The 20,829-nt window shown below is 67.5% G+C and carries 16 protein-coding genes and 1 tRNA gene; 8 read left to right on the top strand and 9 right to left on the bottom strand.

The window, feature by feature from the left end; genetic code table 11:
• The first annotated feature begins 324 nt into the window (after positions 1 to 324).
• Genes tilS through AC1DJN_RS11510 form a run of 3 tightly spaced genes read left to right on the top strand, consistent with a single transcriptional unit; the run spans position 325 to position 2,776 of the window.
• Entirely contained in the window at positions 325 to 1,611 is a 1,287-nt protein-coding gene (tilS, locus tag AC1DJN_RS11500) for a tRNA lysidine(34) synthetase TilS (RefSeq protein ID WP_051584880.1), read from the top strand.
• A 36-nt stretch (positions 1,612 to 1,647) separates the two neighbouring features.
• Positions 1,648 to 1,908: an exodeoxyribonuclease VII small subunit gene (locus tag AC1DJN_RS11505; protein ID WP_006381978.1), complete on the top strand. Its 261-nt coding sequence runs from the start codon at positions 1,648 to 1,650 to the stop codon at positions 1,906 to 1,908.
• A complete protein-coding gene (locus AC1DJN_RS11510; RefSeq protein ID WP_032975050.1) occupies positions 1,898 to 2,776 on the top strand; it encodes a polyprenyl synthetase family protein in 879 nt (292 codons plus the stop codon). The genes AC1DJN_RS11505 and AC1DJN_RS11510 overlap by 11 nt, the downstream gene beginning before the upstream one ends.
• A 123-nt stretch (positions 2,777 to 2,899) precedes the next feature.
• Here AC1DJN_RS11510 and AC1DJN_RS11515 read toward each other — a convergent pair whose 3' ends face one another.
• Positions 2,900 to 3,262 (bottom strand): DUF4870 domain-containing protein, encoded by a 363-nt coding sequence (locus tag AC1DJN_RS11515; RefSeq protein ID WP_478039221.1) that lies wholly within the window; start codon positions 3,260 to 3,262, stop codon positions 2,900 to 2,902.
• 88 nt (positions 3,263 to 3,350) lie between these two features.
• Complete coding sequence (gene pmbA / locus AC1DJN_RS11520; protein WP_478039222.1) at positions 3,351 to 4,718, bottom strand: metalloprotease PmbA; 1,368 nt, start codon at positions 4,716 to 4,718, stop codon at positions 3,351 to 3,353.
• Between the two features lie 68 nt (positions 4,719 to 4,786).
• Between pmbA and yjgA the strand changes: the two genes are divergently transcribed.
• The gene (gene yjgA / locus AC1DJN_RS11525; protein WP_032975052.1) at positions 4,787 to 5,377 is read left to right on the top strand and encodes a ribosome biogenesis factor YjgA; all 591 of its coding nucleotides are present in this window, start codon (positions 4,787 to 4,789) and stop codon (positions 5,375 to 5,377) included.
• Between the two features lie 41 nt (positions 5,378 to 5,418).
• Here the strand turns inward: yjgA and tldD are convergent, their stop codons facing one another.
• The 4 genes from tldD to AC1DJN_RS11545 form a co-directional block, all read right to left on the bottom strand.
• A complete protein-coding gene (gene tldD / locus AC1DJN_RS11530) occupies positions 5,419 to 6,864 on the bottom strand; it encodes a metalloprotease TldD (RefSeq protein ID WP_025879285.1) in 1,446 nt (481 codons plus the stop codon).
• Positions 6,865 to 6,927: 63 nt separating this feature from the next.
• Positions 6,928 to 10,797: a YhdP family protein gene (locus tag AC1DJN_RS11535; RefSeq protein WP_478039223.1), complete on the bottom strand. Its 3,870-nt coding sequence runs from the start codon at positions 10,795 to 10,797 to the stop codon at positions 6,928 to 6,930.
• Positions 10,798 to 10,827: 30 nt separating this feature from the next.
• A complete protein-coding gene (rng, locus tag AC1DJN_RS11540) occupies positions 10,828 to 12,315 on the bottom strand; it encodes a ribonuclease G (RefSeq protein WP_025879287.1) in 1,488 nt (495 codons plus the stop codon).
• Positions 12,308 to 12,916 (bottom strand): Maf family nucleotide pyrophosphatase, encoded by a 609-nt coding sequence (locus tag AC1DJN_RS11545; RefSeq protein WP_442251869.1) that lies wholly within the window; start codon positions 12,914 to 12,916, stop codon positions 12,308 to 12,310. Before AC1DJN_RS11545 ends, rng begins: the two co-directional genes overlap by 8 nt.
• A gap of 130 nt (positions 12,917 to 13,046) precedes the next feature.
• Here AC1DJN_RS11545 and AC1DJN_RS11550 point away from each other — a divergent pair, with 130 nt between their 5' ends.
• The 4 genes from AC1DJN_RS11550 to arcD all read left to right on the top strand — a co-directional run bounded on the left by AC1DJN_RS11550 (position 13,047) and on the right by arcD (position 19,232).
• Positions 13,047 to 13,784 (top strand): SIMPL domain-containing protein, encoded by a 738-nt coding sequence (locus AC1DJN_RS11550; RefSeq protein WP_025879289.1) that lies wholly within the window; start codon positions 13,047 to 13,049, stop codon positions 13,782 to 13,784.
• Positions 13,785 to 14,003: 219 nt separating this feature from the next.
• Entirely contained in the window at positions 14,004 to 14,660 is a 657-nt protein-coding gene (locus tag AC1DJN_RS11555; RefSeq protein WP_478039224.1) for an energy transducer TonB, read from the top strand.
• Between the two features lie 216 nt (positions 14,661 to 14,876).
• Positions 14,877 to 17,702, top strand: coding sequence for a TonB-dependent receptor (locus tag AC1DJN_RS11560; RefSeq protein WP_025879291.1), 2,826 nt, complete (start codon positions 14,877 to 14,879; stop codon positions 17,700 to 17,702).
• A 108-nt stretch (positions 17,703 to 17,810) separates the two neighbouring features.
• Positions 17,811 to 19,232: an arginine-ornithine antiporter gene (arcD, locus tag AC1DJN_RS11565; RefSeq protein WP_032975055.1), complete on the top strand. Its 1,422-nt coding sequence runs from the start codon at positions 17,811 to 17,813 to the stop codon at positions 19,230 to 19,232.
• A gap of 19 nt (positions 19,233 to 19,251) precedes the next feature.
• Here the strand turns inward: arcD and AC1DJN_RS11570 are convergent, their stop codons facing one another.
• The 3 genes from AC1DJN_RS11570 to rlmH form a co-directional block, all read right to left on the bottom strand.
• A complete protein-coding gene (locus tag AC1DJN_RS11570) occupies positions 19,252 to 20,211 on the bottom strand; it encodes an alpha/beta hydrolase (protein ID WP_425602684.1) in 960 nt (319 codons plus the stop codon).
• Positions 20,212 to 20,361: 150 nt separating this feature from the next.
• Positions 20,362 to 20,438: transfer RNA gene (locus tag AC1DJN_RS11575), tRNA-Asn, on the bottom strand.
• Positions 20,439 to 20,460: 22 nt separating this feature from the next.
• On the bottom strand, positions 20,461 to 20,829 hold a 369-nt coding region (rlmH, locus tag AC1DJN_RS11580), incomplete at its 5' end, for a 23S rRNA (pseudouridine(1915)-N(3))-methyltransferase RlmH (RefSeq protein ID WP_478039225.1).

The following is a 20,829-nucleotide window of genomic DNA, read 5'->3' on the forward strand; positions in this document are numbered from 1 at the left end:
GCGCCATGGGCCCGAGGCATGCCTCGGCGCCATGGGCCCGAGGCATGCCTCGGGCGGGTTGGGCAGGACGCCCAACCCCGGACTTGCCGTGTGCGCAGGACTGCGCACTCGAGCAAGGCGCGACCGAGCTTACATGGACGTACTTGCAGCGTCCCCCGCAACCGGACCCACCCCGCCATCCCACGGAATGCCGGCTTTTGCTTCGGCTGTTGCTGTTGCTGTTGCTGTTGCTGCTCAGGTTGCCGGCCAGCGGCCGGCACTACCGCTTCGGCGGGTGCAGGGCGCAGCCCTGCCGACTCACCCACCCACCCTATACTTGCCGCCGTGACTGCCTTCCCCGCCCTCGTTCCGCTTGATGCACCGCTGCTGGTCGGCTACAGCGGCGGCCTGGATTCCACCGTGCTGCTGCACTGGCTGTGGCGATCGGCACAGGCCGCCGGCACGCCGCTGCGTGCGACGCACGTACACCATGGCCTGCAACCGGCGGCCGATGACTGGGTGCAGCACTGCCAGCAGCAATGCGCGGTGCTGGGCATCGAACTGGCCGTGCACCACGTGCAGGTCAGCCGTGATGACGGCCATGGCATCGAAGGGGCCGCCCGGCTGGCACGTCGCGCTGCATTCAGCGCCGAGCTGCAGGCCGGGGAAACCCTGGCGCTGGCCCAGCACCAGGACGACCAGGCCGAGACCTTCCTGCTGCGTGCGTTGCGCGGTTCGGGCATCGATGGGCTGGCGGCGATGACCGCTGACAGCCGCCTCGATGGCCATCGGCTGTGGCGGCCACTGCTCGATGTGCCGCGCAGCGCGCTGCAGGCTTACGCGACGACACACGGCCTGCAGTGGATCGAAGATCCCAGCAATGGCGAAGACCACGCCGACCGCAATTTCCTGCGCCTGCGGGTACTGCCACTGCTGCGCCAGCGCTGGCCGCATGCCACTGCCGCATTGGCCGGCAGCGCCGCGCATTGCGCGCAGACCCGTGCATTGCTCGATGAAGAAGACGCCGAACTGCTCGCTCACCTGGAAGTGGCACCCCGGGTGCTGTCGCTGGAGCTGCTGCGCCAGGTTGCACCGGAGCGTGCTGCGCGCGTGCTGCGTGCGTGGGTGCGCCGCCATGGCGCAGCCCCGTTGCCGGCGCATGTGCTGCGGCAAGTACAGAACGAATTGATGGCCGCAGGCGCCGATCGGCAGTCGCAGGTGCGTTGGCAGCAGCACGCCATCCGCCAGTGGCGCCAGCACGCCTACCTGCTGCCRGCAGCGCTGCCGGTCCTGCCGAAGGACTGGCACGCGGCATGGGACGGCCGCGCGCCGCTGCAGCTGCCCGACGGCGGCCAGCTGCGCCTGCTCGGCACGGACCGCTTCGAACAACCGCTGGACCTGCGTGCCCGCCAGGGCGGCGAGCGCATCGTGCTGGCCGGCCGTACGCATTCATCCGCGTTGAAGGATTGCCTGCAGCGCGAGCACCTGGCGCCCTGGCGACGCGCACAGCTGCCCCTGCTGTTCGACCAGGGGCAGCTGCTGGCGGCCGCCGATGTAGTCATTGCCGCACCGCTGCAGGCCTGGCTGCAGGCACGCAATGCGCAGTTGCAGTGGCATCCGGGCGGCTGGTGAATTGACCCTTGCGCGCGCGCCGTCCACACTTGTCGCATGGCCAAGAAGTCCCCCGAAAACGCCTCCCCGGTCGCCCAGTTCGAGCAGTCGCTTGAATCGCTGGAACAGCTGGTGGAGCAGATGGAAACCGGCGAGCTGAGCCTGGAAGCCTCGCTCAGTGCTTACGAACGTGGTGTTGGTCTGTACCGCCAGTGCCAGCAGGCGCTGGAGCAGGCCGAACTGCGCGTGCGCCTGCTCAGCGATCCGGCCCAGCCCGAAACCGCCGAACCCTTCGATCCGCCCAGCCATGACGGCTGAGGCGTTGTTCGCGCGCTGGCGCGACCGTATCGAAAGCCAGCTCGACGCCGCTCTGCCCTCACCGGCCGAAGCCCCGCAACGCCTGCACCAGGCGATGCGCCATTCCGTGCTCGGTGGCGGCAAGCGCATGCGCCCCTTGCTGGTCTATGCCGCCGGCCAGGTGTTCGGCGCGCCCCTGGACAGGCTTGATGCCGCGGCGATGGCGGTGGAACTGATCCACGCCTACTCGCTGGTGCACGACGACCTGCCGGCGATGGACGACGATGCCCTGCGCCGTGGCAAGCCCACCACCCACATCGCCTTCGACGAAGCCACCGCGATCCTCGCCGGCGACGCCCTGCAGACCCGTGCGTTCGGCCTGCTGGCCGATGCACCGCTGCCGGCGGCATTGCGCGTGGCGTGCCTGCAGACCTTGGCCCATGCCTCCGGCGCGGCCGGCATGTGCGGCGGCCAGGCGCTGGACATCGATGCCACCGGCCAGCAGCAGTCGCTGGCAGCCCTCACCCGCATGCATGCGCTGAAGACCGGTGCGCTGATCCGTGCTGCGGTGCGCATGGGCGCGTTGTGCGGTGATGCACCCGAACCCGTGCTGGCCCAGCTCGACGGTTTCGCCGATGCGCTCGGCCTGGCCTTCCAGGTCCGCGATGACATCCTCGATGTCGAAGCCAGCTCCGAACAGCTGGGCAAGACCGCCGGCAAGGACCAGGCCCAGGACAAGAGCACCTTCCCTGCCCTGCTGGGCATGGACGGTGCCAAGGCGCAGCTGCGCGAACTTTCCGCGCGCATGCGGCAGGCACTGGCGGGCTATCACGAAGAAGCCGATGCGCTGCGCGCGCTGGCCACGCTGGCCGTGGAACGCGATCACTGACTGCAGGCATGGATCTGCCGCGCTGCGCGTTCGCCGGGCATGGCCCGGCGCTACCCTACGCGCCATACACGGAAACGCCCGGCATTGCCGGGCGTTTCTTTTTGCGTCGTTGATCGTTGCCGCTTACTTGATCAGGCGCAGTGCGAACGGGTAACGGTAGGCTTCACCATTGTTCGCCTTCACCGCAGCGATGATGCTGAAGACCAGGCTGAGCAGGCCGACGATCGGCGCCAGGAACACACCGATGACCACGAAGGTCAGGATGATGCAGACGAACATCGCGATGGCGACGGTGATCTGGAAGTTCAGCGCTTCCTTGGCCTGGTCGGTGACGAAGGCCTTGCTGGCGTCATCCTTGTTGATCAGCCAGATGACCAGGGCACCAATGAAACCGGTGAAGATGCCCAGCAGGTGCGCCACCAGGGCCATGGTGCGCTGGTCAGCGGGTACGCTGCTCGCCGCCGGGACGTTCTCGAATTCGCYCACGACAAAACTCCTTTTTTATTGGGTGGTCTTGACCGACCGGCGGCAAGCCGGTCGCGTCAGGCGGGCCTAGCTTACGCCATCAATGGCATCAATCATTGCCGGCGATCGTCATCCGTCCCACCAGGATCGAGCCGGTGCGGATATGCGAGCGCGGATCGACATCGCTGCCGACCGCCTCGATGGCCATGAACATGTCCCGCAGGTTGCCGGCGATGGTGATGCCATCCACCGGATACTGGATCTGGCMGTTCTCCACGCGGAAGCCGCCGGCGCCGCGCGAGTAGTCGCCGGTCACCCCGTTCACCCCCTGCCCCATCAGCTCGGTCACCAGCAGGCCGTTGCCCATCTGCGCGGCGATGTCCTGCAGCGAACCGGCATTGGCCGCCAGCTGCAGGTTGTGCACGCCGCCGGCATTGGCGGTGGTCTGCAGGCCCAGCTTGCGCGCCGAATAGCTGCCCAGCACGTAACGCTGCAGCACGCCGTCACGCACCAGGGCCGAGGCACGGGTGGCCACGCCGTCGCCGTCGAAGGCGGCCGAGCGCAAGCCACGGCGCAGGTGCGGCAGCTCCTCGATCTGCATCCAGTCGGGGAACAGCTGCTGGTCGACGCTGTCCAGCAGGAAGCTCGCCTGGCGGTACAGCGCGCCGCCGGAGACTGCCGACAGCAGGTGACCCACCAGGCTGCGCGCCACTTCCGGCGCGTACAGCACCGGCATGCTGCCGGTCGGCAGCGAACGCGGCTGCAGGCGGGCGATCGTGCGCTCTGCGGCGCGGCGACCGACGCTGGCCGGATCTTCCAGATCCTCGCGGGCCAGTGCGCCGGTGTACCAGCCGTCGCGCTGCATGCCATCGCCGGTGCCGGCGATCAGCGCACAGCCGATCGAATGATGGGTTCCGCGCTCGCGGCCGATGAACCCATGCGAATTGGCGTAGACCGACACGCTCTGCATGCTCGATACCGAGGCGCCATCGGAATTGCGGATCTGCGCATCGGCTTGGCGGCCCGCCGCCTCGCAGGCCAGCGCCAGGTCCACCGCCTCGTCGGCCTGCAGCTCCCAGGGGTGCCAGCCATCCAGTTCGGGGAAGTCGCGGGCCATCAGCTCGGCCTCCGCCAGGCCGGCGGCCGGATCGTCCTCGGTATGGCGGGCGATCGCGCAGGCCTGCTCGACGGTGGCCAGCAGGCTGGCCTCATGCAGGTCGGCGGTGCTGGCACTGCCCTTGCGCTGGCCGAAGTAGACGGTCACGGCAATGCCGCGGTCACGGGTGGACTGCACGGTCTCGACCTCGCCGAGACGGACATTGACCTCCAACCCACGGTCTTCGCTGCAGCTGACCTCGGCCTGGCTGGCACCCAGCGCGCGGGCACGCTGCAGCAGCTGCTGGGAGATGTCGGCCAGCCGTTCCAGCCGGGCCGGGCTGTCGTCGCCGACGGCGACTTCAGGGGCGATCACGTTCAATGCTTTATCCTGTGCGGGTTGGGCCCGGCATCACGCCGGGCGACTTTTTTTGAAATCAGGTATGGACGATGCGCGGACGCGACGAAGAAACCGGTGAATTCCACGACAAGAGCCGCAGCCAGAACCGGCGCGATGCGCTCGACGTCCTGGCCCTGGGCGAGAAGCTGGTGTCGCTGACCCCGGCCCAGCTGGCGCGCCTGCCGATCCCGGAGGACCTGCTGCCACACATTGCCGAGTGCAAGCGCATCACCGCCCATATCGCGCACAAGCGGCAGCTGGCGTTCCTGGCCAAGCACATGCGCCGCGAGGACGATGCCGCGCTGGACGCGATCCGCGATGCGCTGGATGCCAACAGCGAAACCGGGCGCCGCGAAGTGGCGATGATGCACCGTGTCGAAGACTGGCGCGAACGCCTCATGAATGAAGGCGACAAGGCGCTGGCCGCGCTGCTGGATGACCATCCGCAGGCCGACCGCCAGCAGCTGCGCACGCTGGTGCGCAACGCCCAGGCCGAAAAGGCCAAGAACAAGCCGCCGCGCGCCTACCGCGAGATCTTCCAGGTGCTGCGCGCGCTGATGCTGCCGGCCGCGCTCGGCCTGAAGGCGTCCGGTGAGGACGTCGAGGCAGACGAACCGGTCGACGACGCCGACGAGGACTGAGTCCCCGTCGGGCATGGCGGTGGCTGTGGCCATCGCCGTGCTCAGGCCTGGGTACCGCCGACGGTGATGCCCTCGATCAGCAGCGACGGCTGGCCGACACCGACCGGCACACTCTGCCCGTCCTTGCCACAGATGCCCACGCCCTCATCCAGGGCCAGGTCGTTGCCGACCATGCGCACCTTCTGCATGGTTTCCGGGCCATTGCCGATCAGGGTCGCGCCCTTCACTGGCGCGGTGATCCGGCCGTCCTCGATCAGGTAGGCCTCGGTGGCCGAGAACACGTACTTGCCGCTGGTGATGTCGACCTGGCCGCCGCCGAAATTGACCGCGTACAGGCCCTTCTTCACCGAACGGATCATTTCCTGCGGGTCATGCTGGCCGGCGCGCATGTAGGTGTTGGTCATGCGCGGCATGGTCATGTGCGCGAACGATTCGCGACGGCCGTTGCCGGTCGGCGCCACGCCCATCAGCCGCGCGTTGAGGCTGTCCTGCATGTAGCCGACCAGGATGCCGTCCTCGATCAGCGTGGTGCACTGGGTCGGGTGGCCTTCGTCGTCGATGTTGAGTGAACCACGGCGTCCGTCCAGGGTGCCGTCGTCGACGATGGTCACGCCCGGGGCAGCCACGCGCTCGCCGATCCTGCCGGCGTAGACACTGGTGCCCTTGCGGTTGAAGTCACCTTCCAGGCCRTGGCCGACSGCCTCGTGCAGCAGTACGCCCGGCCAGCCCGGGCCCAGCACCACCGGCATCACCCCGGCCGGCGCCGGCACCGCTTCCAGGTTCACCAGGGCCTGCCGCAGCGCCTCGCGCGCAAAGGCTTCCGGGCGGCCATCGGCAAACAGCGCTTCATAGCCATAGCGACCGCCGCCGCCGGCATAACCCGACTCACGGCGGCCGTTCTGCTCGACGATCACCTGCACGTTCAACCGCACCAGCGGGCGCACGTCGGCGCCCAGCACACCATCGGTGCGGGCAACCAGCACGGTATCGACGCCACCGGACAGGCTGACCATCACCTGCTTCACGCGCGGGTCGGCCGCGCGCAGGTAGCCGTCCAGGCGCTTGAGCACCTCGACCTTGGCTTCGTTGCCGATGCCGTCGATCGGGTCCAGCGCCGGATACAGCACGCGCGCATCGCCGCGCAGCAGCGAGCGTCCGGTCTGTGCGCCGCCTTCGCGCGAGATCGCACGTGCCGACTGCGCTGCGGTCAGCAATGCACCGGCATGGATGTCATCGGAATAGGCAAAGCCGGTCTTCTCGCCGGCAATCGCGCGCACGCCCACGCCCTGCTCGATGGAATGGGCGCCGTCCTTGACGATGCCATCTTCCACGCTCCAGCTTTCGCGCCGGGCATGCTGGAAGTACAGGTCGCCGAAGTCGACACCGGGGCCGAGCAGTTGGCCGAAGGTGCGCTCCAGGCCAGCGGTATCCAGGCCACCGGGGCGCAACAGGCGATCTTGGGCAAGCGTCAGGGCGTTGTCAGTCATGGTCTCGATCTGGGGGTGTGAAGGCGGTCAGGCAAGGCCGCCCTGGGGAAACGGGGGCCGCGCTCAGCGCGGTGGCGGTGGTTCGGTGACGGTCGGCGGCACGGCCGGCAACGGCGGCAGGCGCGGCGGCGGTGCGGGTACTGGCGCACGTTCGCGGCTGCGCTCGATCACCTCCACCTTGGGCTCCTTCCAGGGGCCGGTCACCTTGTAGGTGCGGGCACCGATCTCGCCCAATGGCTTGGACAATACCGCATTGGTGGCTGCTCCCAGCGCTGCGCCCACCGGGCCGCCGGCCACCGCGCCGACCACGGTCAGCAGGTTGCCGGCGCGCGGGTTGACGTCGATGGTCTGGTCGAACTGCTGTTTCCGCAGGTCGGCCTGGCCACGGATGGTGATGTTCGCTGCCGGCCCTTCGATCAACACCTTGTCGGTACGGGCCATGCCCTCGCCGAACTGCACGCTGCCCTCGACCTGGTTGAACGCAAAGCCCTTGGAGAAGAAGTCGCGGAAGTCGAACATCAGCCGCCGCGGCAGCTGGGCGACGCTGAGCAGGCCCAGCACGCGGCCGGCACCCGGCTCCAGCTCCAGCAGCTGGCCATTGCGGGCATTCACATCGAGCTGGCCCTGCAGGTTGCCAAGCTGGAAGTCCGACGGACCGCCGGGCCATGAGGCCTGCAGCTGGGCGTGGCCGGAGCCGCCGCGCAGCTGGCCGCCGTAGTCGAGGTTCTGCAGCAACCCGCCCAGGTCTTCACTGCGCACCTGCGCATCAAGCGCGGTTCGCGAACCGCCACCCTTGCCAAGCCAACGGCCACGGATGTCGATCTCCTGGCTGGGGGCGCGGAACTGCAGTTGTTCCACGCTCAGGCCATTGGCGATCGGCCGCGTACGCAGCACGGCCTGGCCCAGCACGACCTTGCCGAACTTCAGGTCGGCGATGTCCAATGCGAACGGCGGCAGCTTGGCCGGGTCCATGTCGTCGGCACCGGCCTGCACCCGCGCCGGTGCCGCCGTGGCTCCGGGAAGGGTCGGCAGCGATTGCCAGTACACGCGCTCGAGCTGGCCGCTGATGGTGCCGCCATCGGCGTTGGGCACATTCAACTTGCCGGCCAGCGAGGGGCCATCAAGGCGCACGTCCAGCGCCTGCGGGCCAGGATGCAGCTGCAGGCGGGTCTGCTCGAACACGCCGCCGATCAGCATCAGCTGGCCGACCTGCACGTCCACGGCGCGCAGCGGCATCGGGTCGCCATCGCCACCGGCGCCACGGGCCAGGCCGATCCATTCCAGCGCATCCAGGGTCGGGCTGCGGCCATTGATGGTCAGCCCGCTGGGCGGTGGTTCGCGGTCAACGTGGTCGCTGCCCAGGGTGACCTGAACGCCGGTCTGGTTGTTGTGGCTGCGCGCGGCCAGCGCCAGACGCTGGCCGAACGCCACGTCGATGCGGCCGGCGCCCATCGGCAGCTGTGCGGCCACGGTGGTCGGCAGCGATTCGTTGGCCGGCTTCTGCAGCGGTGCCGGCAGATCCAGGCGGGTGCCCAGCAGATCCGAGCGCAGGCGCAGCTCGCTGGGCGGCGCTGGTGCACCCGGCGCGACCTTCGGCAGGTTCACCGCGATGGTCCACGGCGAGGTACCGTTGATGTAGGGCTTCAGCCAGGCCATTTCCGGTGCGCGGTCGATCAGCACGCCCGCATCGAGCGTGGCGGCCAGTTCCGATTCGAAGGCCAGCTTGGGGTCACGCACGAATCCACCGGCGCGCAGGCTCAGCCGGCCGTCCTGGCCTAGGTGGCGCACGGCCAGTTCCTCGGCGGCGAAGCCGGCGTTGCTGTAGCGGGCCTGCCCGCGCATGTTGTCGAATTCCAGCTGGAAGCGCTTGTCGACCAGCTTCAGCCCGGCCAGGTCCACCGTGCCCTGCAGGTGGCCGCCGCCCTGGTCATGATGCAGGGGCTGCAACAGGTCGAAATGCACGTTGGCCGGCCCGCTTGCCGCGAGGTTGTCCAGGGTGTCGCCGTATTCCTTGTGCAGCGGGCTCTGCCGCAGCATCGCCAGCAACTTGCCGGCGTCGCCCTGGCTGTCGGCGCGCACGTACAGTGGCTGCTGGCCGAAATCCTGGATGCCGGCTTCGAATGTCTGTACTGCCACGCCGGCCAGATCGCCGCTCCCCTGCATGTGGAAGCCAGGGCCGATGAAGGCGACATCGGCATCGACCTGGCCCATCAACGGCCAATCGTGCTGGAAGCGGATGTCACCGTTGCTGATGTGGCCGGTGGCCTCGAAGCGGCCATCGTTGTTGTCGAAAGGCCAGTCGTCCAGGTCACCACTGACCAGGCCGATGCCGTTGCGCACCTGGCCGCCGGCCAAAGCCATGTCCAGCCAGTCGGTGGCGCCCTTGCTCATTCTGGAATGGATCCAGAAACGCTTGGCCGCGGTCATCGGTACGTCGTCCAGCTTGGCCGCCAGCTGCATCCACGGCCGGGTGCCATCGCCCTGGAWCCAGAGACCACCGCGCACGTCGGCAGCGTAGTCGGTGCCTTCCACACGCATCGCCGGGGTGCCGATGCGCCAGCCACCGGCCTCGTCGCGCCAACCGACGATCTGCCCGGCCAGGTGCAGGTCGTGACGCACGCCGAAACCGGTTGGCCAATCGAACTGCAGCTGGCGCTGGGGCTGCAGCTGCAGGCTGAAGCCGTTGGCATCGCCCTCGAAGCGGCCGCCCAGGCCGCGCAGGCCCGGCGAGTTGCCAACACTGGCAAAGCCCAGCGACTGCAGTTCGCCCTGCACCCACAACGGGCCATCCTGCTGGCCGCGCAACTGCAGCTGCGCCACGTCCAGCTGCGGCTTGGCCAGGTACAGCCAATGCCGCAGGCCCGCGTCCAGGCGGTCGCTGAGCGCCAGCGCGCGCAACGCGGTACCCGCCTGCGCTGCTGCGGCCTGCACCTGCATCTGCTTGCCCACCCGCAGTTGCAGCCCGTCCAGCTGCTGCTGGCTGCCATCGGCCTGCAGGCGGAGGCGCGGCACCTGCAGCGCCCAGCCTTCTGCCGTCCGCTGCCAACGCAGGCGCGCCTGCAGCCGTTGCAATTGAATCTCCGGGCGCGCCACGCCAGGCATCGGCGCGCCTTCGACACGCAGATCACGCAGGTCCGAATCGGTGGTCAGCGCCACCGGGGCGAAATCACGCAGGGTCAGCCACAGGTTGAGCTCGCCCTTGCCCTCGCGCAGGCGCATGCCGCCGGCCGCCAGCAACGGCGCCCAGGAACGGAAATCGATCGGATCGGCGCCTACCCAGGCCTCGCCGTTGCCGCGCTGGCGATCCAGGTCCAGCACCGCCGTCAGCGGCAAGGCGTCGGTCTGTGCCCAGGCACGCACGCCCACCCGCAGGCGGTCGCCATCCACGCGGAGGCGCAGGTCGATACGTGGCAGGGTGGCGTCGACACCCAGTGCTGGCGCATGCACGCCGAGGCGGCCACCAATCACCTGCAGTTCGCCCAGCCGGCGCAACGCATCCAGCGGATCGCCGCCAGCGCGGGACTGCGGCAGGCCGCGCACCGACCAGCGGCCATCGGCCGCCTGCTGCAGGTCCAGCGCCAGGCCGCGCAGGCGCAGTTCGGTCAGCGAGCGGCCCGGCAACAGGCCGCTGTACATCGACACCAGCACCTCGGCATCGCCGATGGCCAGGCCCTGGCCCGCGCCGATGCGCAGGCCCTTCAACTGCAGCAGTGGACCACGTCGGGTCCAGGCGGTGTCCAGGCGTTCGAAGCGCACCGGTTGCCCGGCGCGCGTGCTCAGCCAGGCCGCGATCCGGTCCGGATGGCGCTCAGCCAGCGGCAACAGCTGGCTGAGGGTGCCGACCAGCAGGGCAAGCCCGACCAGGCCAACCGCGCATGCGGCGATGAAATGACGGCGGATCCTTCGCAGTCGCAGGCGCGGCGGCGCGCTCATCGGCCACCGAAGGCAGACAGTCGGCCTGGATCAGAGCAGAACAACATCGAACTGCTCCTGCAGGTACTGCTCGTCCGCCTGGAAGCGGATGCTCTTGCCGAGGAACTCTTCCAGCTCGGCCACGGCCGTGGATTCCTCATCGGTGATCCGCGCCACCACCTTGCTGGACGCGATCACCAGCAGGCGCGCGGCATCGAACTGGCGCACCGCGCGGGTGATCTCGCGGAAGATCTCGTAGGTCACCGTTTCGGTGGTCTTGATGGTGCCGCGGCCACTGCACTGCGGGCAGGTTTCCGACAGCTGGCGCTCCAGGCTTTCCACCGTGCGCTTGCGTGTCATCTCCACCAGGCCCAGCGGCGAGAAGTCGTACACCGTGGTCTTGGCATGGTCACGGGCCAGCGCCTTTTCCAGCGTGCGCAGCACCTGGCGGCGATGCTCGGCGTCATCCATGTCGATGAAGTCGATGATGATGATGCCGCCCAGGTTGCGCAGGCGCAGCTGCCTGGCCACCGCCTGCGCGGCCTCCAGGTTGGTGCGGAACACCGTCTCTTCCAGGTTGCGCTGGCCGAGGAACGAGCCGGTGTTGACGTCGATGGTGGTCATCGCCTCGGTCTGGTCGATCACCAGGTAGCCACCGGATTTCAGCGGCACCTGCTTGTCCAGCGCACGGCCGATCTCGTCCTCGACCCCGAACATGTCGAAGATCGGACGATCACCGCTGTACAGCTCGATCTTCTCCGCCAGCACCGGCATGTACTTGGCCACGAACGCCTGCAGCTGGGCGAAGGTCTCCTTCGAGTCCACCTTCACCTTGTCCACGTCCTTGCGGATCAGGTCGCGCACCGAACGCAGCGGCAGGCTCAGGTCTTCATAGATGTTGCTGCACGACGCCGCCTCGCGGCCGCGGCGCTCGACCACGTTCCATACCCGTGACAGGTAGGCGATGTCTTCGGCGATGGCCTCGGCCGGCTGGCCTTCGGCATTGGTGCGCACGATGTAGCCGTAGCCGCCGTGCTGGGCCGACAGTTCGGTCACCAGCGCTTTCAGCCGCGCGCGCTCGCCTTCGTCCTCGATGCGCGCCGACACGCCCACCACCTTCGACTGCGGCAGCAGCACCATGTAGCGCGAGGGAATGCTGATCTGGGTGGTCAGGCGTGCGCCCTTGGTCCCGATCGGATCCTTCACCACCTGCACAACGATGTCCTGGCCGTCGCGCAGCAGCTCCACGATCGGCACGCTGGACGGCGGCGGCAGGGTCGTGTTCTCGGTATCGGCGCTGGCCACCGGCGCCGGCCGCACCACGTCGTTGGCGTGCAGGAACGCGGCACGCTCCAGCCCCACTTCGACGAACGCCGCCTGCATGCCCGGCATGACCCGCTGCACCTTGCCCTTGTAGATGTTGCCGACCACACCCCGGCGCCAACCGCGCTCGATGTGCAGTTCCTGCAGCATGCCGTTCTCGATCACCGCGACCCGAGTTTCGCGCGGGGTCACATTGACCAGGATTTCCTCAGACATCGGCAGCCTCCCTGGCGGCATCAGCAGTTGGGGCCAGCACGCCGCAGCGGGCCAGCAGACGATCGGTATGCAGCAACGGCAGCCCCATGACACCGGAGTAGCTGCCGGAAAGGTGTTCGATCCAGCGCTCGGCACCGCCCTGGATGGCATAGGCACCCGCCTTGTCCAGCGGCTCGCCGGTGGCGACGTAGGCAGCGATGTCGGCGGACTCGATGGCGGCGAAGGTGACCTCGGAAACAACCAGTTCGCTGTCCAGCCCGCGCGCGTCCACCACCACCACGGCGGTCATCACCTGATGGGTGCGCCCGGCCAGCCGTGCCAGCATCGCCCGCGCGTCGGCCGCGTTGGCCGGCTTGCCGAATACTTCGCCATCGAGCACCACTTCGGTATCCGAGCCCAGCACCCGCGCCTGCGGGTCATCGGCCAGCACCCGTGCCAGGCCGGCGCGCGCCTTGTCGGCGGCGACCCGGCAGACATAGTCCTGGGCACTTTCAGCGGCCGCGCGCTGCTCGACAACCTCCAGGTCCAACGCCTGGAAAGGGTGTCCGAGTCGGGCCAGCAGCTGGTTGCGTCGGGGGGAGCGGGAAGCAAGATAGAGCATCGACACAGCATAACCTGACGCCGGTACCTGAATCGTCGGACAATCCTTCCCCGGCGCCTGCAACCCCGAACGGACTCACAACGCGTTCATCGCTACGACACCACCCTCACCGCCACAACAAGGAGATCCCATGCGTCGCACCGCCACCCCGCTGCTGCTTGCCCTGTCCCTCGCTCTTGGAGCTTCGATGACCGCCCATGCCGACCCGTCGTCGCCGTCGATCGCCGCCGCGGCCGAAGGCACCCTGCTGAACATCTCGGCCAACGCCGAAGCCACCCGCGTGCCGGACGTGGCCACGCTGTCGGCCGGCGTGGTCACCCAGGCCGCCGACGGCAACAGCGCCATGCGCCAGAACGCCCAGCAGATGGACAAGGTCCTGGCTGCGATCAAGGCCGCCGGCATCGCCGAGCGCGACGTGCAGACCAGCGGCGTCAGCCTCAACCCGCAGTACCGCTATGCCGACAACGAAGCCCCGAAGATCACCGGCTACCAGGCCAGCAACACCGTCAGCCTGAAGGTCCGCGACATCGCCAAGCTGGGCAAGGTGCTGGACGCGCTGGCCGCGCAGGGCGCCAACCAGATCAACGGCCCGCAGTTCGAGATCGACCAGCCCGAGCCGGTCTATGACGAAGCGCGCCTGGCGGCACTGAAGAAGGCCCAGGCCCGTGCCCAGACCTATGCCAAGTCGCTTGGCCTGCAGGTGCGCCGCATTGTCAGCATCTCCGAGAACGCCGGTGGCGGTTTCCGCCCGATGCCGATGATGCGTGCGCAGGCTGCCGGCATGGCAATGGACAAGGCCACCCCGGTCGCCCCGGGTGAATCGACCGTCTCGGTGAACCTGGACGTGGTGTTCGAACTGGGCCGCTGAGGCTCCTTCCGTTCAACCGACGGCGCCCTGCGGGGCGCCGTTTTCGTTTCCACCGCCGCCGTGCCGGCAGCGTTACATGAAGGCCAGCTCAACGCTGCCGCCCCTGCCTCTAGGCAGTGGTGGAGGCGGCGCGCTAATGATTGACTGCCAGCCGCGTGCGGCAACCCCGATGGCGGCCCTGGTGCGTTGAGGACTTCGACACTGGCATGGAGGTGGACCATGGTTCGTACGTATCCCGTAGTACCCCTGCACTTCGATCCCGCCYGCGTTGCCGCCTGGAGTGCGGCCATCGCCCTGCATCTGCTCGCGTTCCTGTTGTTGCTGATCCCGGCGACCTACCAGGCCATTACCGCGCTGCCGCGCGATCAGACCACGGTACGGTTCATTCCCAGGGAAGAGCCCAAGCCGATCGAGCCGCTGCCGGTGCCGACCGAGCCTGAAAAGGTGGAGGTGGTGCACAAGCGGCAGGCCACGCCGGTGCCCGCACCGCTGCCGACGCCCACCGCGACCGTCGAGGAGGCCCAGGGCATCATCCTGCCGGCGGCCGAGCCGACCGCGGTGCAGGCTGCGCCGACCATTGCCCCGTCCACGCCGCTGGCCGGCGCCCAGCTGCAGTACCGTAGCAACCCGCCGCCCAGCTACCCGATCCAGGCCCTGCGCAATCACGAACAGGGCACGGTGCTGCTGCGGGTGGAAGTGGACCCCAGTGGCCAGCCGGTGAACGTCAGCATCGAACGCAGCAGCGGCTCGCGCAGCCTGGACCAGGCCGCCCGCCAGCAGGTGCTGCGCCACTGGCGTTTCGTGCCGGCCGAGCGTGATGGCATGGCCGTTCCCGCCATCGGCATGGTGCCCGTGCAGTTCTCCCTGCCCGACTGAGCCACGGACCGGCCCGGCCGCACGCCGGGCCGGTCACAACGGTGAATGGGCCGGAACAGGGCCAATCTGCCCGGTTATTTGAACTTCGTTGGAAAACCGTTACGAATTTAGTAAAACTTCACACCTCCGTCACCTGCCGGAAACCTAGATTGACGCGTCCCGGGACACACCGGAGACAGCCCTCAATGCTCGAGTTTTCCAGTCAGGAGAGAAGCTGTGAAACACCCGATCCAACGGCCCGCCAGCCGCCGCCGCAACCACCTGGCAACGTCCATCACCCATATCCTCACCGGCGGCGCCCTGCTGCTCGCCGGGGCCGTGGCTTCCTCTTCTGCATTCGCGCAGGAACAGGCCACCAACCTTGACCGGATCACCGTCACCGGTTCGAACATCCCGCGCACCAACACCGAAACACCGTCGCCGGTGCAGGTGGTGACCCGCCAGGAAATCGATCGCACCGGCAAGACCACGGTGGCCGAGTACCTGCAGACCCTGACCGCTGACGGTTCCGGTTCGATCCCGAAGACCTTCGGCAACGGCTTCGCCGGTGGTGGCGCAGGCATTTCGCTGCGCGGCCTCGGTGCCGGCTCCACGCTGGTGCTGTTGAACGGCCGCCGCATGGCGACCTATGGCCTGGCCGATGACGGCCAGAAGGTATTCACCGACCTCAGCACCATTCCCCTCGACGCCGTCGAGCGCGTGGAAGTGCTGAAGGATGGCGCCTCGGCGATCTACGGTTCCGACGCCATCGCCGGCGTAGTCAACATCATCCTGCGCAGCGACTTCCAGGGCGGCATCCTGCGTGCCTCCTACGGCACCTCCGGTGATGGCGACGGCAATGCCAAAAAGGCCACCCTGACCGCCGGTACCGGCGATCTGGCCACCGATGGCTGGAATGCGTTCTTCAGCCTGGATGTCGGCAAGACCGACGCGATCAAGATCAGCGACCGCAAGAACCGCAAGTGGATCGGCACCGGCGACATCCGTCCGTGGGGCTATGGCAACAATGCCCAGTTCCTGGGTGGCGCCTACCTCAATAACCGCACCAGCGGCGGCGTCGGTCCGAACGGCTCTGTGTTCGACGACCGCGTTCCGCCGGGCACCTCCGCGCAGCTGGTTCCGCTGCCGGGTTGCCAGGGCCTGACCACCATCGGTGGCCAGACCGACGCTTCAGTGGCTGCCCAGGGCTGCCTGTGGGATCCGAACCAGCAGTACCGCGACCTCACCCCTGAAGAGAAGTACGTCAACGTGTTCGGCCGTGCCAGTTTCGCCTTCGGCGAAGGCGGCGAGGTCTACACCGAGATCGGCTACTCGAAGAAGGAAACCACCTTCAGCAACACCCCGTCCGGCGTGTCCGGCAGCTGGGGCTACCCGGAAGGTCCGCGCAATGCCAGCAGCGGTCCGGGTGCTGTGGTGCTGTCGCCGACCCACCCGGACAACCCGATCCAGGGCCAGGCCTCGCGCCTGCGCTATTCGGCATGGGATGTCGGTCCGCGCGTGACCAACAACACCAACGAGTTCAACCGCTTGCTGGTGGGCGTGAAGGGCAACTGGGGTGACTGGAGCTACGACACCGCCTACCTGCACTCGGGCACCGACCTGACCAACAAGCGCACCGGCTTCCTGCGTTACAGCGCTGTGCAGTGTGCGTTGGGCAACCCGAACTGCGCCGGCGGCGTGTGGCGCATCGGCGACAACGCCAACCTCAACTCTCAGGCGCTGTACGACTACATCTCGCCGCAGATCAGCGCACGCGCCAAGTCCAGCCTGGACATGTTCGACTTCACCATCTCGCGCAGCCTGATGGACCTGAAGGGCGGCCCGCTGGGCCTGGCCTTCGGTACCGAGTGGCGCAAGACCAGCAACAGCCTGACCCCGCAGACCTACACCGACCAGGGTGACATCATCGGCCTGGGCTATTCGGCCTATGACGGCACCCAGAACGTGTATGCCGGCTACGTCGAGCTGTCCGCGCCAGTGCTGGAGCAGTTGGAACTGTCGGCCGCCATGCGCTACGACAAGTACGAAAGCGGTGAAGGCAAGGCCACGCCGAAGCTGGGCGTGAAGTGGACCCCGGCAGACTGGATCGCCCTGCGCGCCAGCTACGCCGAAGGCTTCCGCGCGCCGAACCCGGCCGAGAACGGTGACGGTGGCCTGGCTGCCTTCTCCAACGCCCGTGATCCGGTGCGTTGCGCCGCCAGCCCGGCCGCCGATGTCGGCACCAACTGCAGCTCGCGGCCGGTGGCGATCATCACCCGTCCGAACAAGGACCTGAAGCCGGAAGAGTCCAAGAGCTACTCGGTCGGCATCGTGCTGCAGCCGACCTCCAGCACCTCGCTGACCGTCGATGCGTGGCAGATCAAGCGCACCAACGAAATCGCCCAGGGCGCCACCGCTGATGCCATCGCCGCCGGCAACGTGCTGCGTGACATCGACCTGATCAACGGCATTGCTGGCACCGGCAGCATCCTGGCGGTCAACACCGCGTACATCAACGCGGCCTCCACCCGCGTGCGCGGTATCGACACTGATATCCGCCAGACCTTCGACATCGGTCCGGGCCAGCTGGAGATGGACCTGCAGTGGAGCCACGTGCTCAAGTTCGAGCGCACCGACGCTGACGTCACCGTCGACTACGCCGGTACCCACGGCAACTGCGACGTGACCAACTGCATCGGCACGCCGAAGGACCGCATCAACTTCGGCACCACCTGGAAGCAGGGCAACTGGAGCGTCAGCGGCGTTGCCAACTACATCTCGAAGATGGACAACAAGGACTTCCGTGGTCCGGACGGCTCGTACCAGTTCTCCTATGCCGACGGTACCGACGTCACCAAGATCTCCTCGTTCACCACCTTCGACCTGTCCGGCCGCTGGAACATCACCGAAGCCTTCGAGCTGAACGCCTCGGTGGCCAACGTGTTTGATCGCATCGCTCCGCTCGATCCGACCACCTACGGTGGCGTGAACTACAACCCGCTGCACTTCAGCGGTGCCATTGGTCGCTACTTCACCGTCGGCGCCAAGTACACCTTCAAGTAATCCTGCTGCAGCGTCACCCGCAAAGGCCCGGGCTCACGCCCGGGCCTTTGCTTTTCTACACACGCGTCAGCGTCCATCATGGGGGCACCTTCTCCTGCGACAGGCGCGATGCCCTCCTCCACTCAACGCCTTGGCCTGGCCGCACTGACCGCACTGGTGGTCGGCTCAATGGTGGGCGCCGGCATCTTCTCGCTGCCGCAGAACGTGGCGCGCAGCGCCGGCCCGGCCGCCGCGCTGATCGGCTGGGCGGTGAGCGGTGCCGGCATGCTGATGCTTGCCTTCGTGTTCCAGGCCCTGGCCAATCGTCGCCCCGACCTGGACACCGGCATCTATGCGTATGCGCGCGAAGGCTTCGGCAACTACATCGGTTTCTCCGCCGCGTGGGGCTACTGGGTCGCTTCGGTACTCGGCAACGCCAGCTTCTTCGTACTGATCTTCAGCGGTCTCGGCCACTTCGCACCGGTGTTCGGCGAAGGCAATACACCGGCCGCCATCGCCGCATCGTCGCTGCTGCTGTGGACCGTGCACCTGCTGGTACTGCGCGGCCTGCGCACTGCGGCGATCATCAATGGCCTGGTCACCGTGGCCAAGCTGGTGCCGATCGCGCTGTTCCTGATTCTGGCAGCCGGCGCATTCCGCATGGACGTGTTCCGCGCCGACTTCTTCGGCGCTCCCGCGCTGGGCGACATGGGCCAGCAGCTGCGCGGGATGATGCTGGTCACCGTGTGGGTGTTCATCGGTATCGAAGGTGCCAGCATCTATTCGCGGCGCGCGGCACGGCGCGCCGATGTCGGCCGCGCCACCGTGATCGGCTTCATCGGCGTGTGGCTGCTGCTGGTGCTGGTCAGCCTGCTGTCGATGGGTGTGCTGTCGCAGGCCGAACTGGCCGGCCTGCCCAATCCCTCGATGGCCTATGTGCTGCGCGCGATCGTTGGCGAATGGGGAGCGACGGTGATCATCATCGGCTCGATCATCTCGGTACTGGGCGCGCTGCTGGCGTGGGTGCTGCTGTGCGCCGAAGTGCTGTTTGCCGCCGCTGGCGATGGCACGATGCCGGCCTTTCTCGGCCGCGAGAACGCGCGCGGCGTGCCCGCCAATGCGCTGTGGTTGAGTAATGGCCTGATCCAGTTGTTCCTGCTGCTGGTGCTGTTCAATTCGGGCAGCTACACCAGCCTGGTGCTGCTGGCGGCGTCGATGAGCCTGGTGCCGTACTTCCTGTCCAGCGCATTCGGCGTGAAGCTGGCCTGGCAGGGCGAGGCATACGCCAGCGCGGCCGGCGCCCGCTGGCGCGACTTCATCGTCGCGCTGCTGGCCAGCGCCTATGCGTTGTGGCTGGTATATGCCGGTGGCCTGGACAACCTGCTGCTGTCGGTACTGCTGTATGTGCCGGGCGTAGTGCTGTACGCGTTGACCCGACGCCAGCGCGGCGAGCGGGTGTTCACGCGCTGGGAATGGGTGCTGTTCGGCGCGATCCTGGTGGTGGCGATCGCTACGCTGGTGGCATTCGCCCGTGGCGCGCTGACCTTGTAAGGCCGAGCCACACCCGACGCTAGTGCTTCGTCAGCATGCCGATGTCATGCATCCAGCGTTCTGCCAGGCTGGGCCATGCCGACACCGGCGCATCTTTCAGGCGCAGGCCGAACGCGTGGCCGCCGTGCGCGAACAAATGCATTTCAACCGGCACGCCGGCCTCGATCAGTGCACGGTGATAGACCAATGCATGACGGACATCGTCCGTCGGGTCATCGGCGGCCTGCACGATGAACGTCGGCGGCGCCTTTGCATCGACCACGATGTCTTTTTCCAGCGAATCATCCTTGCGTACCCAGAGATGCCCTGGATACAGCAGCATCGCGAAATCCGGCCGGCTGGACTGCACATCGGCCGCATCCAACGGTGCATAGCTGCGCTGCGCATGCGTGCTCAACCCGGCCACCACATGGCCGCCGGCCGAGAAGCCGATCACGCCCAACCGTTGTGGATCGATCTTCCAGCGCGCGGACTGCGCACGCAGCAGGCCCATTGCCCGCTGCGCATCCTGCAAGGCCATCGGCACGGCCGGAATGTCGCGGCAGTTGCATTCGCGGTCCCAGTTCGGTCCCGAGGCCGGTACGCGATACTTCAGCAGTGCGCAGGTGACGCCCTGCGCGGTCAGCCAATCGCAGATCTCGCTGCCTTCCAGGTCGATCGCCAGCACGTTGTAGCCACCACCCGGTATCACCATCACTGCCGTGCCGTTGGGCGAGCCTTTCGCCGGGAACACGGTGAGCGTGGGCACGGCCACGTTCTGCAGCATCATCCAGCGCTCGCCACTGGCCTTGGACACGGTTTCGCTGACCTGCTCGCGGCCTTTCAGCTTCGGCGGTGCCATCACCTGCCCATCCGGCCACAGAGGGAGTTCGGTGGTACCGGCTGGCGGGTGCCAGGTGGCAGGCGCGGCGGCCGATGCGGTAAATGGCAGCAGGACCATCAGCAGGCGAAATGCAAAGCGAGCGCGCATCGTCAACATCCACGTGATGGACCTGCAGTGTAGAGTCGAGTCCGCTCGAAAGATCGCGCGCGATGCATCCACGCATGGGGTGGATCCACCGCCGCACRCGACTGCACGGCGCGACACAACAAAAAAGGCCTGCATCTTGCGATGCAGGCCTCTTGAATGTGGCGCCCGAAGTTGGACTCGAACCAACGACCCCCTGATTAACAGTCAAGTGCTCTAACCGGCTGAGCTATTCGGGCAGACCGCCAGTATAACGACTCTTCACGCCCGATGGTAGGGGTGATTGGCCAACATCGCAGCAGCGCGATACAACTGCTCGGCCACCACCAGCCGCACCAGCATGTGCGGCAGCGTCAGCGGGCCGATCGACCACTTTTCATCGGCCAGCGCAGACACTTCCGGCGAATGCCCTTCCGGGCCACCGATCAGGAACGCCAGGTCCCTGCCCTGTCCACGCCAGTGCTCCAGGCGCTGCGCCAGCTGTTCGGAACTGAGCTGGCGGCCCGGTACGTCCAGTGCAACGACATAGGCATTCTTCGGCAACGCAGCGATCACCCGCTTGCCCTCGTCCTCGGTGGCGCGACGTGCGTCGCGCCCTTTGCCACGCAGGCCGGGCTCGATCTCCACCAG

Source organism: Stenotrophomonas sp. 05L414_2, assembly GCF_056397905.1.

What these genes read in the sequence shown, in the direction of transcription:
- AC1DJN_RS11510 (WP_032975050.1), top strand. Translation starts at nt 1,898, where the DNA reads ATGACGGCTGAGGCGTTGTTCGCGCGCTGGCGCGACCGTATCGAAAGC.
- arcD (WP_032975055.1), top strand. Translation starts at nt 17,811, where the DNA reads ATGCCCTCCTCCACTCAACGCCTTGGCCTGGCCGCACTGACCGCACTG.
- AC1DJN_RS11505 (WP_006381978.1), top strand. Translation starts at nt 1,648, where the DNA reads ATGGCCAAGAAGTCCCCCGAAAACGCCTCCCCGGTCGCCCAGTTCGAG.
- yjgA (WP_032975052.1), top strand. Translation starts at nt 4,787, where the DNA reads ATGCGCGGACGCGACGAAGAAACCGGTGAATTCCACGACAAGAGCCGC.
- AC1DJN_RS11570 (WP_425602684.1), bottom strand. Translation starts at nt 20,211, where the DNA reads ATGTTGACGATGCGCGCTCGCTTTGCATTTCGCCTGCTGATGGTCCTG.
- AC1DJN_RS11550 (WP_025879289.1), top strand. Translation starts at nt 13,047, where the DNA reads ATGCGTCGCACCGCCACCCCGCTGCTGCTTGCCCTGTCCCTCGCTCTT.
- AC1DJN_RS11545 (WP_442251869.1), bottom strand. Translation starts at nt 12,916, where the DNA reads ATGCTCTATCTTGCTTCCCGCTCCCCCCGACGCAACCAGCTGCTGGCC.
- rng (WP_025879287.1), bottom strand. Translation starts at nt 12,315, where the DNA reads ATGTCTGAGGAAATCCTGGTCAATGTGACCCCGCGCGAAACTCGGGTC.